General features: G+C 63.8%; 15 protein-coding genes and 1 pseudogene. 4 read left to right on the top strand and 12 right to left on the bottom strand.

Annotation, left to right across the window (positions count from 1 at the left end; all coding sequences use genetic code 11):
- The first annotated feature begins 37 nt into the window (after positions 1 to 37).
- Entirely contained in the window at positions 38 to 340 is a 303-nt protein-coding gene (locus IM701_RS00755) for a hypothetical protein (RefSeq protein WP_062343460.1), read from the top strand.
- Here the strand turns inward: IM701_RS00755 and ribA are convergent.
- The 5 genes from ribA to rpmG form a co-directional block, all read right to left on the bottom strand.
- Positions 337 to 1,401 carry a GTP cyclohydrolase II gene (gene ribA / locus IM701_RS00760; protein WP_193827489.1) on the bottom strand — a complete coding sequence of 355 codons (1,065 nt, stop codon included), beginning with the start codon at positions 1,399 to 1,401 and terminating at the stop codon, positions 337 to 339. The two genes, IM701_RS00755 and ribA, sit on opposite strands and share 4 nt — an antisense overlap.
- Positions 1,398 to 2,189 (bottom strand): exodeoxyribonuclease III, encoded by a 792-nt coding sequence (locus IM701_RS00765; protein ID WP_193827490.1) that lies wholly within the window; start codon positions 2,187 to 2,189, stop codon positions 1,398 to 1,400. The genes ribA and IM701_RS00765 overlap by 4 nt, the downstream gene beginning before the upstream one ends.
- Before the next feature lie 505 nt (positions 2,190 to 2,694).
- Positions 2,695 to 2,991: a HigA family addiction module antitoxin gene (locus IM701_RS00770; RefSeq protein ID WP_230487745.1), complete on the bottom strand. Its 297-nt coding sequence runs from the start codon at positions 2,989 to 2,991 to the stop codon at positions 2,695 to 2,697.
- Positions 2,992 to 3,634: 643 nt separating this feature from the next.
- Entirely contained in the window at positions 3,635 to 4,294 is a 660-nt protein-coding gene (locus IM701_RS00775) for an outer membrane lipoprotein carrier protein LolA (RefSeq protein WP_230487746.1), read from the bottom strand.
- A 97-nt stretch (positions 4,295 to 4,391) separates the two neighbouring features.
- Positions 4,392 to 4,559 (bottom strand): 50S ribosomal protein L33, encoded by a 168-nt coding sequence (rpmG, locus tag IM701_RS00780; RefSeq protein ID WP_011446825.1) that lies wholly within the window; start codon positions 4,557 to 4,559, stop codon positions 4,392 to 4,394.
- A gap of 188 nt (positions 4,560 to 4,747) precedes the next feature.
- Between rpmG and phhA the strand changes: the two genes are divergently transcribed.
- Positions 4,748 to 5,683, top strand: a complete 936-nt coding sequence (gene phhA / locus IM701_RS00785) for a phenylalanine 4-monooxygenase (protein WP_193827491.1) — start codon at positions 4,748 to 4,750, stop codon at positions 5,681 to 5,683.
- Between the two features lie 88 nt (positions 5,684 to 5,771).
- Here the strand turns inward: phhA and IM701_RS00790 are convergent, their stop codons facing one another.
- From IM701_RS00790 to IM701_RS00805, 4 genes are all read right to left on the bottom strand, one after another.
- Positions 5,772 to 6,056 carry a hypothetical protein gene (locus IM701_RS00790; RefSeq protein WP_052242641.1) on the bottom strand — a complete coding sequence of 95 codons (285 nt, stop codon included), beginning with the start codon at positions 6,054 to 6,056 and terminating at the stop codon, positions 5,772 to 5,774.
- 72 nt (positions 6,057 to 6,128) lie between these two features.
- The gene (locus IM701_RS00795; RefSeq protein WP_039337201.1) at positions 6,129 to 6,395 is read right to left on the bottom strand and encodes a GlsB/YeaQ/YmgE family stress response membrane protein; all 267 of its coding nucleotides are present in this window, start codon (positions 6,393 to 6,395) and stop codon (positions 6,129 to 6,131) included.
- A gap of 94 nt (positions 6,396 to 6,489) precedes the next feature.
- The gene (locus IM701_RS00800; protein WP_193827492.1) at positions 6,490 to 7,302 is read right to left on the bottom strand and encodes an undecaprenyl-diphosphate phosphatase; all 813 of its coding nucleotides are present in this window, start codon (positions 7,300 to 7,302) and stop codon (positions 6,490 to 6,492) included.
- A 43-nt stretch (positions 7,303 to 7,345) separates the two neighbouring features.
- Positions 7,346 to 9,148: an ABC transporter transmembrane domain-containing protein gene (locus tag IM701_RS00805; protein ID WP_039337197.1), complete on the bottom strand. Its 1,803-nt coding sequence runs from the start codon at positions 9,146 to 9,148 to the stop codon at positions 7,346 to 7,348.
- Positions 9,149 to 9,310: 162 nt separating this feature from the next.
- On the opposite strand from IM701_RS00805, the gene IM701_RS00810 reads away from it, so the two are divergent.
- Positions 9,311 to 10,567 (top strand): polyhydroxyalkanoate depolymerase, encoded by a 1,257-nt coding sequence (locus IM701_RS00810; protein ID WP_082734547.1) that lies wholly within the window; start codon positions 9,311 to 9,313, stop codon positions 10,565 to 10,567.
- A 203-nt stretch (positions 10,568 to 10,770) separates the two neighbouring features.
- Positions 10,771 to 11,298: pseudogene (locus IM701_RS22200) on the top strand (glycosyltransferase family 2 protein); the annotation flags it as partial.
- 309 nt (positions 11,299 to 11,607) lie between these two features.
- On the opposite strand, the gene IM701_RS00820 reads toward IM701_RS22200, so the two are convergent.
- From IM701_RS00820 to IM701_RS00830, 3 genes are all read right to left on the bottom strand, one after another.
- Positions 11,608 to 12,069 carry a MaoC family dehydratase gene (locus IM701_RS00820; RefSeq protein ID WP_039337195.1) on the bottom strand — a complete coding sequence of 154 codons (462 nt, stop codon included), beginning with the start codon at positions 12,067 to 12,069 and terminating at the stop codon, positions 11,608 to 11,610.
- A gap of 83 nt (positions 12,070 to 12,152) precedes the next feature.
- A complete protein-coding gene (locus IM701_RS00825) occupies positions 12,153 to 13,523 on the bottom strand; it encodes a putative O-glycosylation ligase, exosortase A system-associated (RefSeq protein WP_193828296.1) in 1,371 nt (456 codons plus the stop codon).
- The gene (locus tag IM701_RS00830; RefSeq protein WP_156452022.1) at positions 13,516 to 13,677 is read right to left on the bottom strand and encodes a hypothetical protein; all 162 of its coding nucleotides are present in this window, start codon (positions 13,675 to 13,677) and stop codon (positions 13,516 to 13,518) included. Before IM701_RS00830 ends, IM701_RS00825 begins: the two co-directional genes overlap by 8 nt.
- Between the last annotated feature and the right edge of the window lie 64 nt (positions 13,678 to 13,741).

The following is a 13,741-nucleotide window of genomic DNA, read 5'->3' on the forward strand; positions in this document are numbered from 1 at the left end:
CTCGGGCGCAGTTCAAACGCATGTCAGGAATCCCACAATGTCAAACACTTCCACGATTGCGAAAGCAGTCGACTCTCGCCGCGCCCACGTCGAGGCGCTCCTCGCCGCCTACCCCGACGTCACGCCGGAGGAGCGGCAACTCATGGTCAACTGGTTCCGCTCCGAAGCCAGCGCGCTCGACGTCGCGCTCGTCGCCAGCAACCCCGCTGCCGAGCGTGGCTACCGGCTCTTTCGCTCTGAAAACGTGGACAAGTTCACCGTCAAGGACATGGGCTATGCCCTCCTGTTCGCGGCGATTATCGCGGCTGCGGTGCTGCTGATCGCGTGGCGCGCGTTCTAACGCAGCAGATGACCGGTCCGATCTCGCTTCGTATCGAGATAGCGCTGGTTGTGGGGGTTGGCGGGGAGCTGGTGCGCCAGACGCTCCGTCACCTCCACTCCAAGTGCCTGCAATGTCGCCACTTTCTGCGGATTGTTGGTCAGCAGGCGGATCGAACGCACGCCGAGCAGGTCGAGCATCCGCGCCGCCACCGGAAAGTCGCGCGCTTCGCTCGGCAGGCCAAGGCGTTCGTTGGCGTCGACCGTGTCGAAGCCTTGGTCCTGCAGCTCATAGGCGCGGAGCTTGTTGATCAGGCCGATGCCGCGGCCTTCCTGCCGCAGGTAGAGCAGGACGCCCCAGCCGCCCGCATTGGCTTCCTCGGCCATGCGGGCAAGGGCGGCATCAAGCTGCGGGCCGCAATCGCACTTGAGGCTGCCGAGAATGTCGCCGGTCAGGCATTCGCTGTGCAGCCGCACCACCGGCTCGCGCTCGCTGGTCTGCGTGCCGATCACCAGCGCCACATGCTCGCGCAAGTCATCCCGGGCGCGGAATGCCACGATTTCAGCATGTTCGCAGGCGTGGACGGGCAGGCGGGCGCGGGCCTGGAGGGTGAGATTGAGCGGGTCCTTGAACGCCGCAAGATCGGCCGCCGATACCTCCGCCGCGATCTCGACGCCGGTCGAGATCAGGAAAGCGGGCAGGATCCCTGCCAGACGGGCCAGTTCCATGGCGGCAACGGCCGCATCATGCGCCTCGATCGGATCGGCCTTGAAGGGCCCGCGCAACGGGCTGCCGAGGTCCTTCGCCGGATCGGCCAGATTGCGTGCAGAGCCAAGGCTGAATGGTTCGGCGCCATGGATCATCACCGGGGCTTCGGGCACGGCGGCGTCGCGTTGGTTAGCGAGCTTCAGCGTCGCCGCGCGGGCGGCGGAAATCAGCAGTCGCGCGGCATAGATGCCGGGTTGGGCGAAAGCGGTTTCGGCAGGCAGCAGGTCGAGCGCGCCGTCCGCGCCGGTCACCCGGATCGCCCAACCGTGGCGAAGCGCGTCAAGCGCTTTTGCTACATTCCGGGATTCGCTCACAGATCCAGCTCGGTGATCAGCGGGATGTGATCCGAAGGCTGCTCCCACTTGCGCGTCTCTTCGACGAAGCGGTGCGAGCGCGTCTGCGCGGCAGCCTCGGGCGAGGCCCACATGTGGTCAAGCCGGCGGCCCTGGTCCTTGGCACGCCAGTACGAGCGGTAGGACCACCACGAATAGTTGCGTTCCGGCGCGGGGATGTGCTTGCGGCCAAGATCGACCCAGCCATGCGCATCGGCAAAGCGCTGCAGCGTCTCTACCTCGATTGGCGTGTGACTGACGACCTTGAGCAGCGCCTTGTGATCGTAGACGTCGCATTCCAGCGGCGCGATGTTGAAATCGCCGGTGATCAGCGTCGGCCGCTCGATCTTCTCGGCCCAGCGGGTCATGCGCTCGAGGAAATCGAGCTTCTGGCCGAACTTGGGGTTCACCTCGCGGTCTGCCACGTCGCCGCCTGCGGGGATATAGACGTTCTCGATGATCAGGCCGTTGCCCACCCCAAGCAGTTCGACGCCGATGTGCCGCGCCTCGCCATTGTCCTGCCAGTCATGCTTGCTGAAATCGCGGAACGGGATGCGGCTGACCGTGGCGACGCCGTGGTAGCCCTTCTGCCCATGGACCGCGCGATGGGTATAGCCAAGCTTCTCGAACACCTCGTGCGGGAAGAGGTTTTCCGGCGTCTTGATCTCCTGCAGGCACAGCACATCGGGTGCTTCCTGCACGAGAAAGCGTTCGACCTGATCGGCGCGCAAGCGGACCGAATTGATGTTCCATGTGGCAACCGAGATCATGGCGCTGCTTTAGGGTTGCAGGGGGGCGATTGCTAGATGGGATGTGGGGTGGGCGAGGCGGGTTCTGCCCTCCCCTCGTCATGCTGAACTTGATTCAGCATCCATTTCTCAGACTCAGGCGGACGTGGCTGCGGAGAGATGGACCCTGAAACAAGTTCAGGGTGACGGAGGTGCACTTATTCGTCCGTGTAGAATACAAAGCCTTGGTTCGCGGGCCAAAGGCTTCTTAGCAGTGAGGCTTGCGACACTTCTTCCACCTCAAGCGTTAATCCCACTTTGCCTTCGCGTAACCAGCGGGTCTTTTGGTCAAAGTTGCGCGTAACGCGAACTCCTACCTTTTCGATGGCTGCTTCTTGGTTGGATGCCAACACAAAGTGACTGCACATGAATCCGGCTGGCTGCGCGGTATCCGTAGGCAGTGCTGGCGCATTCCCAATCCAGATCAGGCGCCCATGCAGAAGTACTTGAAAGCAGCGCATTTGATCGCTTTCCCTCAAGCCGTTTCCTACAACCGCCGCACAACCGGCTGCTCGTGCTGGCGAGCACGCCACAGGTCATGGTTCGCCTGCATCGCCAGCCACGCCCGTGCGGTGCTTGCGCCTGCCTGCTCCAGTCGCAGTGCCAGAACGGGGCTGATCCCGGCCTTGCCGTTCAACACGCGGGAGAGGGCGACGCGCGACATCGCAAGGCGGCTGGCGGCTTCGGTGACGGACAGGTTCAGCGCTTCGATCACTTCGTCACGAAGCAGTTCGCCGGGATGGGGAGGGTTGTGCATCATGGTTACGGCCTCAATGGTGGTCATTACAACCGACTGCCCAATCGTCGTGTCGAGTCGTCCATGACCTTGCACCGTTGATTTTGAAATCGCGCCAACGCTTATGCGGAGAAATGGACCCTGAAACAAGTTCAGGGTGACGATGGATTTACGCTGGGTTTGGGGTTCGGGGTTTCCTCAGGGGCGAGCGAGGATGGTGGATTTCGAGAACTGGCGCGCAGCGACCTTTTGGGTCGTGAGCACCGGAAGCGCAGAAAGCCGCTATCCGCAGCCGTCTCTGGGGGAACTCCCGGACCCCAAACGCAAAACCCTCGGACCGGGGGCATTGGTCCGAGGGTTCCATTTGCGTTCGTCACGCTTGACGCTGCGGTCTCCAGGAGACCGGGCAACAGGGGGGAAACCCGCCTCGACCGCCTCGTCGAAAATCGTTCTAGGCCCGTTTCGCTTGCGCCCCGATGAACGGGGGCTGCAGGTTTGTCGCAGCTTGTCGCAGGGGGTGAACGGTTGATGGGTAAGGCGACGATCTGGGGCGACGGGTGGTGCCGGCTTCTTTCAGGATGCAAACGCGTCCCCGCGCAGGCGGGGACCTTGTGGGGGTTACGAAACGTCCGCGCAAGCCGATGAAGGCCCCCCGCCTTCGCGGGGGAGCAGGTTTTACAAGTGAGTCGGCTCAGCGCGTCACGGGACGGCGCGGGTCGGTCCAGCGGAAGGTGCTGTCGTTCACCGCCACGCCGTACTGGTGGCCCGAGAGGCGCACCGTGGTGCGCTTGTTCTGCGAATCGAGCGCAACCCACGAATCAAGCTGCAGGCCGCCTGGTGCATTGCCGTTACGGACGAAGATCATGGTGATCGTGCCGTATTCGGGGTGCTTGGGATCGCGCACTTGCAGGCTGATCACGCCCGGATCGCCGGTGGGCAGCTGCTTGGCGAAGCGTGCGACGTCCTTGTTGGGATCGAGCAACGCGCCCAACGGGCTGTTCTTGATCGGCCAGCGCTGCACCTGGCGCACTTCGTAGTCGATCATGGTGAGCGCCCTGCCGTCACCCACGATCAGCAGCGGCACGCCCTTCTGGTACTGGAAGCGGATCTTGCCGGGCTGCTTCATCGTCAGCACGCCTGAAACGCTCTGGCCCGAACGGTCGGTCTGCGTGAAATTTGCGCGCAGCGTCGAAATGCCGCGCAGTGCAGAGACCGCGCGGTCGATGTCGGAGGCCTGTGCCAGCGCCACAGTCGGCGCGAGAAGCGTTGCGGGCGTGGCCGCAGCGAAGGCAAGCGAAAGGGCCGCCATAGGACGGCCCAGCTTGCGAATCGAGGTCTTGATCATGTTCATCGCCGTTCCTTGCAGTGTCGGCGTTGAACTCGCCGTGAACCGTCCCGGTTCCGAAAATGGCGGGACGGGCTTCACGGGTAAAGCGCAGATGCGCTGATTACTTGATCTTCGCTTCCTTGAACTCGACGTGCTTGCGCACGACCGGGTCGTACTTGCGGAAGGTCATCTTCTCGGTCGTGTTGCGGGGATTCTTCTTGGTCACGTAGAAGAAGCCGGTGTCAGCGGTCGAGACCAGACGGATCTTGACGGTGGTGGGCTTTGCCATGGCTCTATCCTGAACTTTCGCGCGCGAATCTGAAAACGAATGTGGCGGCGCGTTTCCACGCCGCCGTCACAGGGTGGGGCCGTTGGGGGAGAATCAGGGCAAAGTCAAGCGAGGAGAGACTGACGGCGAGATTTGCCGGAAGGGAGCCACCGTGCTAATGGTTGCATACGAAACCAGATTGAGAGACGATGAGCACTGCCAGCCTTGCCACGGACTTTTCGCGACTGCCCGATCTGCCGGAAGGGGTCTACACCGCGCCGCTCAAACGTCCAGCGCGGGTTGGGGAGGATTGGCTTGAGACCGCCCAGCGGCGCTATGCTCCCGAGGAGCACGCAATCTGGGACGATCTCTATGCCCGGCAGATGGAGGTTCTGCCGGGGCGGGCGTGCAGTGCGTTCCTGCGCGGGCTGGAGCGGCTGGACCTTAGCCGGGGTGGAGTGCCGGACTTCGGCCGCCTGTCCGAGGAACTCGGCGCGCTGACCGGCTGGAGCGTGGTGCCGGTGCCGATGCTGATCCCGGATCACGTGTTCTTCTGGCACCTGGCTAACCGGCGCTTCCCGGCAGGCAACTTCATCCGCACGCGCGAGGCTTTCGATTATATCCAGGAGCCCGATGTCTTCCACGACGTGTTCGGCCACGTCCCGATGCTGACCGACCCGACATATGCCGATTACATGCAGGAGTACGGCCGCGCCGGATGGAAAGCGATGCGCCACAACCGGCTCAAGTCGCTCGGTGCGCTCTATTGGTATACGGTGGAATTCGGGCTGGTGATGGAGGACGGCATGCCGAAGGTCTACGGCGCCGGCATTCTTTCGGGACCGGCAGAAGCCGTATTCGCGCTTGAAGGGCAATCGCCCAACCGGATCATGCTGAATGTCGACCGCGTCATGCGCACCGATTACGTGATCGATGATCTGCAGCCGACCTACTTCGTGATCGAGAGCTTCGCGGACCTCTATCACCAGACCGTGGAGCGCGACTTCGACCGGCTCTATCGCGGCCTCGGCGCCGGGTTCACTTATGCCAACACCGCGGTGATCGACGTCGATGACGTCCTCCATAGAGGCACGCTCGAGTATCACTTGCGCGGCGGGCGCGGTTCGGGCGCGACGCCTGTCTAGGTCGCACGCCGTCTAGCAGACAGCAAAAAGCCCGGCGCCTTCCAGGGTGCGCCGGGCTTCCTTGGCCGTTAGGCGGAAAAGAGCGGGATCAACCCGGGGTCTTGTCCATCGTGTCGGCCTTGTCTTCCATGGCGTCGGCCTTGGCTTCGCCGGCATTGCGGACGGCATCAGCCTTGGCTTCCATGGCGTCTTCCGAAGCGCCGCCCATGGCGTCGGCCTTGTCTTCCATGGTGTCAGCAGCGGCTTCCGACGATTCACGCACGGCGCCAGCCTGATCTTCGGCGGCGTTTTCCTGCGCGCTGTCGCAAGCCGAAAGGCCAAGGCCCATCGCCACGACAGACGCCATCATCGCGCCCTTGAAAATTGCCTTCATGTCAGTCCCCTTCAGGTATGGAGAAGGCGGCCAAAGTGACCGCCTTCAGGTTGAAAGTTGGAATTTCGCCGATTAGCGAACCGAGCCGCGACGAACGAGGTTCACGATCGCCAGCAGGATCAGGGCGCCGAGGAACGAAACGATCAGCGTGCCGGCCGAAATGCCGTCGGTGATCGAACCGCCGCCGATCAGCGGAGCGAGAAGGAAGCCGCCCAGCAGCGCGCCGACAATGCCGACGACGATGTTCAGGAAGATGCCCTGCTGCGCGTCGGTGCGCATCACGATGCTGGCAAGCCAGCCAAGAATGCCGCCGACGACGAGAAGAATGATAAGGCCCATGGTAAGTACCCCTTTGAAGTTCAGTTGTCGGTTAAAATCCCGACGATGAACTTGGTTCCGCAAATGCGGTGGGGCGTTACCGGGCTATCGGGAGCTAGCGCGCTCCGAGCCAGACGAGTGCAATGGCGCCAGCCACGATGCGGTACCACGCAAAGGGCCTGAAGCCGGACTTGCTGACATATGCCACGAACATCCTGATAACCGCGAGCGCGACCACGAAGGATACGGCGAAACCGATGGCAATCTCGGTCCAGCCCACACCCATGGTGCCGGTCATCAGGGCATCGCGGTTGTCGAGCAGTTCGAGCGTAGTGGCGCCGAGCATTGTCGGGATGGCGAGGAAGAAGCTGAATTCGGCCGCAGTACGGCGTTCGATGCCCATGGCGAGCGCGCCCATGATCGTCGCGCCGGACCGGCTGACTCCGGGAACCATGGCCAGGCACTGCGCGGCGCCCACGCCGAGGGCCTGACGCAGCGGCAGTTCGCCAATGCCGGTCAGTTCGCCAGTCTTCGCGCTGCGCTCGATCAGCAGGATCGCCACCCCGCCCACGATCAGCGCCCAGCACACCACGGCGGGGCTGCCCAGCAGCACGTCGATGTAGTCTTTCAGGGCAAGGCCGAGAATTGCGGAGGGAATGAAAGCCGCCAGCAGATTGCGCAGGAACCGCAGCGACACGGGGTTCAGCTTGAGCAGGCCCATGCCCACGGCCCAGAACGTGCGCCAGTACTGCACCACCACCGCAAGGATCGCGCCCAGCTGGATGACGACGTTGAACATCGCCCACTGGTGCGCGTCATAGCCGAACAGCTCGGTGGCGAGGATGAGGTGCCCGGTCGAGGAGACCGGCAGGAACTCGGTGAGGCCCTCGACGATGCCGAGCAGAATGGCGGTGACGATCGTGTCCATGATGTCCCAAGCGTTTGCCGCAGTGCAGCATCAAGTCAAGGTGTTAGGCGGCAAGCCCTTCGAACTGCAGGCGGGCGAGCCGCGCATAGAGCCCGTCCGCCGCCGTCAGGCTGGCATGGGTGCCCTGTTCCACGATCTTGCCGGCATCCATGACCACGATGCGGTCCGCCGCGCGTATCGTGGCGAGACGGTGGGCGATGACCAGCGTCGTGCGGTCCTGCATCAGCCGGTCGAGCGCTTCCTGGACCAGCCGCTCGCTTTCGGCGTCGAGCGCGGAGGTCGCTTCATCAAGAAGCAGGATCGGCGAATTGCGCAGCACGGCGCGGGCGATGGCGATGCGCTGGCGCTGGCCACCAGAGAGGCGGGCGCCGTCCTCGCCCAGGAACGTGTCGAGGCCCTGCGGCAGATCACGCAGGAACTGTTCGGCATTGGCCGCGCGGGCTGCTTCCCAGATGGCCTCGTCGCTGGCCTGCCAGTTGCCATAGCGCAGGTTGTCGCGCGCCGAAGCTGCGAACAGCGTGGCGTCCTGCGGGACGAGCGCGGTGCGCGCGCGGATTTCGGCCGGGTCCGCGCTGGTCAGCGGCACGCCGTCGATGCGGATCATGCCGCCGTGCGGATCGTAGAAGCGCTGGGCGAGGAGGAACAGGGTCGACTTGCCAGCGCCTGACGGGCCGACGATGGCGACGGTTTCACCCGGCTCGACCGTCAACGAGAAGTCGTCGAGGGCGAGGACTTCGGGCCGCGAAGGATAGCGGAAGGTCACGTTCTGGAACGCGATCTGGCCGCGCGGCGGCACGGGCAGGGCCGTGGGGCGGGCGGGGGCCGAGATTTCCGGCTCCTCGCGAAGCAGTTCATTGAGCCGTCCGGCAGCGCCGGCCCCGCGCAGCAGATCGCCATAGACTTCCGACAAGGCCCCTGCCGCACCGGCAACAAGGCCTGCCGTGATGACGATGGCGAAGATGGTGCCGCCGCTGATTGTCCCCTGTGCGACGCCGACGGCGCCTTCCCACACCAGCATGGTGATCCCGCCGAACACCAGCAGGATGACGATCGCGGTCATCACCGCGCGCAGGCTTATGCGGCGAAGCGCGGTCTGGAAGGTCGCCTCGACGCGCTCGCCGAAACGCTCGAGCTCGCGCTTCTCCTGTCCAAAGGCCTGCACGATCTTCATTGCGCCGAGGACTTCGGCCACGATCACGCCGATGCCCGCCACGCGATCCTGGCTCGACCGGGAGACATTGCGGACGCGCCGCCCGAAGAACACGATCGGGCCGACGACCAGCGGGATGCCGACCATGAGGATCGCCGTCAGTTTCGGCGCCAGGTAGAACAGGTAACCGAGGCCGCCGATGGCCGTGATCGTGTTGCGCAACGCGACCGAAACCGTCGTGCCTACCACCTGTTCGATGATGGCGGTGTCCGAAGTCATCCGCGAGGAGATTTCCTTCGGGCTGTTGGTCTCGAAGAAGGACGGCGGCAGGCGCAAGAGATTCTGCTGCACGCGCAGGCGGATGTCGGCGACCACGCGCTCACCCAGCCAGGAAACAAAGTAGAAGCGGCAAGCCGTGCCGATCGCCAGAACCAGCACGATCAGCAGCAGATACTGGAACCAGCGTCCCAGGTCATCGACATTGGCGCCGGCGGCAAAGCCTTTGTCGATGATCAGGCGGAAGCCCGATGGAATGGCGAGTGTGGCTGCCGAGGTCGTCAGCAGCGCCAGTGCTGCAAATGCCAGTTGGCGGGGATACTTCAGCGCCTCGCGCCAGATCATGCGCAGCGGCCCGAGGGTCTTGGCCTTGGGGGCGGGCTCGGCAGCGGTCGGCGGGCTCTTGGTTTCCTCGTCCATGGCCGCGTGCCTAGCCGATGGCGGGGATTACCGAAAGGGGGCGGTTAGGGAACCCGCAACATGACCGGATATTTGTTGCGTTGCACAAACAATCGAATCGCGGCAATCTGTATACAAACGACTCCCGCTCTTTGGGCAGGCCATAATCAGAAGGTGTTCGCAGTGCTCTACAAGGCTTATGAAATTCAGCGCTCGCTGATGAACGCGGGCAGCGCCTGGGCCTCGATGATGGCCGATGCGCTGACCGATCCACGCAACCCGTGGGCGGGCGTCGGCCCCTCGCAGACCCTCGCCAACGCGCTCGATGTGTTCGCGCATGCAGCAGCGCCGCGCGGCAAGCCCGCGTTCGGCATCAAGGTCGTCCACGTTGACGGCACGGCTCATGCGGTCAAGGAAACAACGGTCGTTACGCGCCCGTTCGGTGACCTCAAGATGTTCACCCACGATGGCCTGCCCAAGAATGCGCCGCGCCTGCTGATCGTCGCACCGATGAGCGGGCACTACGCCACGCTGCTGCGAGGCACGGTCGAACGCATGCTCGAACGCTGCGTGGTCTACATCACCGACTGGGCCGATGCGAAGTATGTGCCGCTGGCCGAAGGCACCTTCGACCTCGACGATTACATCGATTACCTGACTGGCTTCCTCGAGCATATCGGTGAAGGCGCGCACATGATGGCGGTATGCCAGCCATCGGTCCCGGCCTTCGCCGCCACCGCGATCATGGGCGCCAGCAAGCACCCCTGCCGCCCGGTAACCCTGACGATGATGGGCGGGCCGATCGACACGCGCGAAAGCCCGACTGCGGTCAACGACCACGCGATCACCAAGCCCTATGTCTGGTTCAAGCACAACGTGATCACCACCGTGCCAACCAACTATCCGGGTGAGGGACGCCGCGTCTATCCGGGCTTCGTGCAGCTCGCCAGCTTCATGTCGATGAACCTCGGCAGTCACATGATGAGCCACTACAAGCTGTTCCAGCATATGAACGCCGGGGCCGACGAGAGCGCCGAAGCGACCAAGGCCTTCTACGACGAATATCGCGCGGTCTGCGATCTTCCCGCCGAGTTCTACCTGCAGACGGTGGATGTCGTGTTCCAGCGCCACGCGCTGCCCAAGGGCGAGTTCATTCACCGTGGCCAGGCCGTGGACCTTGGCGCGATCACCGACACCGCAATCCTGTGCATCGAGGGCGAGCGCGACGACATTTCGGGCATCGGCCAGACCAAGGCTGCTCTCAAGGTCACGCCGAACCTGCCCGAGGACATGAAGCAATATCTGCTGGCCCCCGAAGTCGGCCACTACGGCATCTTCAACGGCTCGCGCTGGCGCTCGTCGATCGCCCCGGTGGTCGAACAGTGGATCGCCCAGTTCGAGAAGAAGGCGAAAGGCCGCAAGCTCAGCGTCGTCGCCTGAATAACGGCAAGAAGCGTCAAATCCCGAAGCCGACCGTGCCAATCCGGCACAGGTCGGCTTTCCACTTCTCTGCAATATTGCGCAACTTTCCGGCAAGATCGCGGATGCCTTGAAATGGCAGAGGTGGCCTTGTGGACAAGGGAGCGCATTTTATCGGCGGACCGGGACGCGGAGCATCGCCCCGCGTCAGCATCGTGCTGCCGGTGCACAATGGCGCTGCCTTCCTCGATGAAGCGATACAATCGGTCCTCGACCAGACCTTTGCGGATTTCGAGCTGATCTGCGTCGACGACGGTTCCACCGACAGCACGCCCGCTGTCCTCGCGCGCCATGCCGCAGCCGACGAGCGCATCCGCATCATCACCAATCGGCCCAACAAGGGCCTGCCGGGCGCTCTCAATACGGGTTTCGCTGCTGCACGCGGGCCATTGCATACCTGGACATCGGACGACAACATCGCGCGTCCCCACATGCTGGAACGCCTGGTCCAGACGCTTGATGCCAACCCCGATGCGGCCATTGCCCACGCCAACTACAGCGTGATCGACGGGCAGGGCCGCATCATTGGCTTCCAGAAGGTCGGGCCAGCTTCCGAGATACTGTTCGGCAACCGCATCGGCGCGGCGTTTCTCTATCGGGCCAAAGTGACCGAAGTGCTTGGGGGGTATGACACTGCGCTGTTCGGCGTCGAGGACTACGACTTCTGGCTGCGGGCAGCGCGCAGGTTCCGTTTTGTCACCCTGGATGAGGACCTCTATCTCTATCGACGTCATGAGGGGAGCCTGACTGACACGCGCGCGCTCAAGATCCACCGCCTCGTCGGCCAGATCATACGGCGCGAACTTGCCGCAGTGGACGATGCCGGACTGCGGGCGCGGGTGCTTCTTGAGCACGGCCTGGCAAGCCGCCTGGATGCCCGGCTGGGGATGCTGTGGCAGGCTTGCAAGGCGCGCCCCGGGCTTGGTCTGGCCAAGGCCCCGGCAATTCGCGGCACCTGCTATTTCATCTGGTGCGCGCAATCTCCGCCAGCCTGGCCGGCCTCAGACAAAGAACTGCGTGATCCACTCGCACTGCAGCGCGGGCTTGGCCTCGCCCTCGATCTCGATGGTGATCTCCATGGTCTGCTGCCACTGACCGGGACGCTTCTCGTCCATCTCGAGCAGCTTGAACACGCCGCGCACACGCTTGCCGACGCGCACCGGCGCAAGGAAGCGCGTGCGGTTGCCGCCGTAGTTGACGCCCATCTTGATATGCTCGGGCCGCGGGCAATCGCTTTCCATGGTCAGCAGCGGAATCAGCGACAACGTCAGGAAGCCGTGGGCAATGGGGCCACCGAACGGGGTCAGCTTCGCCTTTTCCGGGTCAACGTGGATGAACTGGAAATCGCCGGTCGCCTCGGCAAACTTGTTCACGCGCTCCTGCGTGATCTCGATCCAGTTCGAGGTGCCGACCACCTGGCCGATCCGAGCCTTGATTTCCTCGGGCGGAAGGAATGTCGTCATGGCGATGCGCTCTCCTGCTGATGTCTCTCGGCAGGCACAATGGCGACAAGCCGGACGCGGAGCAAGCGGGTTTAAGTGTGTGGTTAAGCCGTGGCGGGGTGCGGCGCAGGCTGCTGCGCTGCCTTGCGGAAAGGCTGCGGCTGTGCCGTACGCACCCGTTTGATATAGGCCCACAGACCGCATTGCAGCCCGACCAGCATGTAGCAGAACGGCTGGAACGCGATGCCGACGAAGGTGGAGCCGACCAGGTAGATGACCTGCGCCTGCTGCAACGCTTCGGCAAGCGGCGCGACCCAGCGGAATTCTTCGGAGGTCTCCTTGCGATAGCGTCGTCGCAGCAATTCCATCTGCCATACGCCCAGAAGGTGCAGCGACAGCCATAGCGCCAGGCCGGGGTAGCCCTGCTCGCCCAGCATCTCGAAATAGCTCGAATGGTAGGCGCGCCCTTGCTCGACGATCGGCTGGTATTCGAGCGCGGCATTGTTGTCGCCGGCGTAGTCGGCCTTGACGGTATCGTACGTCAGCTTGTTCTGGCGATAGGCCTCGAACCCGCCGCCGAAGGGATGGCGCTTGGCGAACTCGATCGTCCACTTCCATACCGCCACGCGCGTCGAGGCGGATTGGTCGGACTGGTGGTTCCTGATCGTGCTCATCCGGTCCGTGAACTCCTTTGGCAGGAGCGGGACCGCGATCAGGGCACCGGCCGCCATGACCGAGACGATCAGCATGCGTCGCTTGGCCGTGCGCAGGATCATGGCCGCCAGAACGACGACGCAGACCAGGCCGGTGCGCGCGCCCGTGCCGATCGGCATCAGCGCGCAGGCAAAGCACAGCGCCCAGGCAAAGATCTTCACCCGCCAGTCGGGCGGAAAGATCGTGCCATAGCGCGACAGCCAAAGCGCCAGCGGGATTACCGCGATGGCGACGGCCGAGATGATCGAACCTTCGTAGAGCCCGGTATTGTCGTTCACCAGCAGGCGCAATTCGCCGTAGCCCCCGCCGCCTGCCGCAGTCTTGATCCCGCCGCCGATCACGATCACTCCGATCGACAGAGCCAGGATCAGCGTGATCGCCTCGATTCTCAGGCGGGTGCGCAGGGTGAGGGGCAGGAACAGCGCCCACAGCAGCGCCTTCCACACCCACGCCCACTTCTCCGCCGCTTCTACCGGGAAGTCGGCGGCCTGCGTTGTCAGCCCGCAGTAGACCAGCAGGGTCAGCAGCAGGAACTGGCGCAGCGAGATGCGGATGCCGTTCTTGTCCTCGGCCACGAACCACGAGGCGAACGCGCAGAGGAACGCGATCAGAGATACCGGGATGTGGCTGAGGATGCCCCAACTGACCTTCTGCGGCGCGACGATGTCGATGTAGCTGTAGGCCAGCACGAAGATGAACGGCTTGCGAAAGCCCGCGCCGATGAAGCCGAGCACGCAGGACAGCAGGAACAGGTCAAGCATCGCCACCGCCCGGCGCCTGCTCGCGGCCTTTGCGGAACGGCGTCTTGCGGCTCGGCAGGGAAGGGTCGTCGTTGAGATCGTCACGATGCAGCAGGCGCCAGATGGCGATCGCCATCAGCACGTGCGGCAGGATTATCGTGAACTTGTCGATCATTGCAGGACTTGCGCTAGCCGATCGAGGTTGACGCGGCGTTAAGCCTTCCATGGCAGAGCGTTGA

This window comes from Novosphingobium sp. ES2-1, assembly GCF_015169775.1.
Classification (GTDB): Bacteria; Pseudomonadota; Alphaproteobacteria; order Sphingomonadales; family Sphingomonadaceae; genus Novosphingobium; species Novosphingobium subterraneum.

What these genes read in the sequence shown, in the direction of transcription:
- IM701_RS00755 (WP_062343460.1), top strand. Translation starts at nt 38, where the DNA reads ATGTCAAACACTTCCACGATTGCGAAAGCAGTCGACTCTCGCCGCGCC.
- IM701_RS00765 (WP_193827490.1), bottom strand. Translation starts at nt 2,189, where the DNA reads ATGATCTCGGTTGCCACATGGAACATCAATTCGGTCCGCTTGCGCGCC.
- IM701_RS00770 (WP_230487745.1), bottom strand. Translation starts at nt 2,991, where the DNA reads ATGACCACCATTGAGGCCGTAACCATGATGCACAACCCTCCCCATCCC.
- IM701_RS00775 (WP_230487746.1), bottom strand. Translation starts at nt 4,294, where the DNA reads ATGAACATGATCAAGACCTCGATTCGCAAGCTGGGCCGTCCTATGGCG.
- rpmG (WP_011446825.1), bottom strand. Translation starts at nt 4,559, where the DNA reads ATGGCAAAGCCCACCACCGTCAAGATCCGTCTGGTCTCGACCGCTGAC.
- phhA (WP_193827491.1), top strand. Translation starts at nt 4,748, where the DNA reads ATGAGCACTGCCAGCCTTGCCACGGACTTTTCGCGACTGCCCGATCTG.
- IM701_RS00790 (WP_052242641.1), bottom strand. Translation starts at nt 6,056, where the DNA reads ATGAAGGCAATTTTCAAGGGCGCGATGATGGCGTCTGTCGTGGCGATG.
- IM701_RS00795 (WP_039337201.1), bottom strand. Translation starts at nt 6,395, where the DNA reads ATGGGCCTTATCATTCTTCTCGTCGTCGGCGGCATTCTTGGCTGGCTT.
- IM701_RS00800 (WP_193827492.1), bottom strand. Translation starts at nt 7,302, where the DNA reads ATGGACACGATCGTCACCGCCATTCTGCTCGGCATCGTCGAGGGCCTC.
- IM701_RS00805 (WP_039337197.1), bottom strand. Translation starts at nt 9,148, where the DNA reads ATGGACGAGGAAACCAAGAGCCCGCCGACCGCTGCCGAGCCCGCCCCC.
- IM701_RS00820 (WP_039337195.1), bottom strand. Translation starts at nt 12,069, where the DNA reads ATGACGACATTCCTTCCGCCCGAGGAAATCAAGGCTCGGATCGGCCAG.
- IM701_RS00825 (WP_193828296.1), bottom strand. Translation starts at nt 13,523, where the DNA reads ATGCTTGACCTGTTCCTGCTGTCCTGCGTGCTCGGCTTCATCGGCGCG.
- IM701_RS00830 (WP_156452022.1), bottom strand. Translation starts at nt 13,677, where the DNA reads ATGATCGACAAGTTCACGATAATCCTGCCGCACGTGCTGATGGCGATC.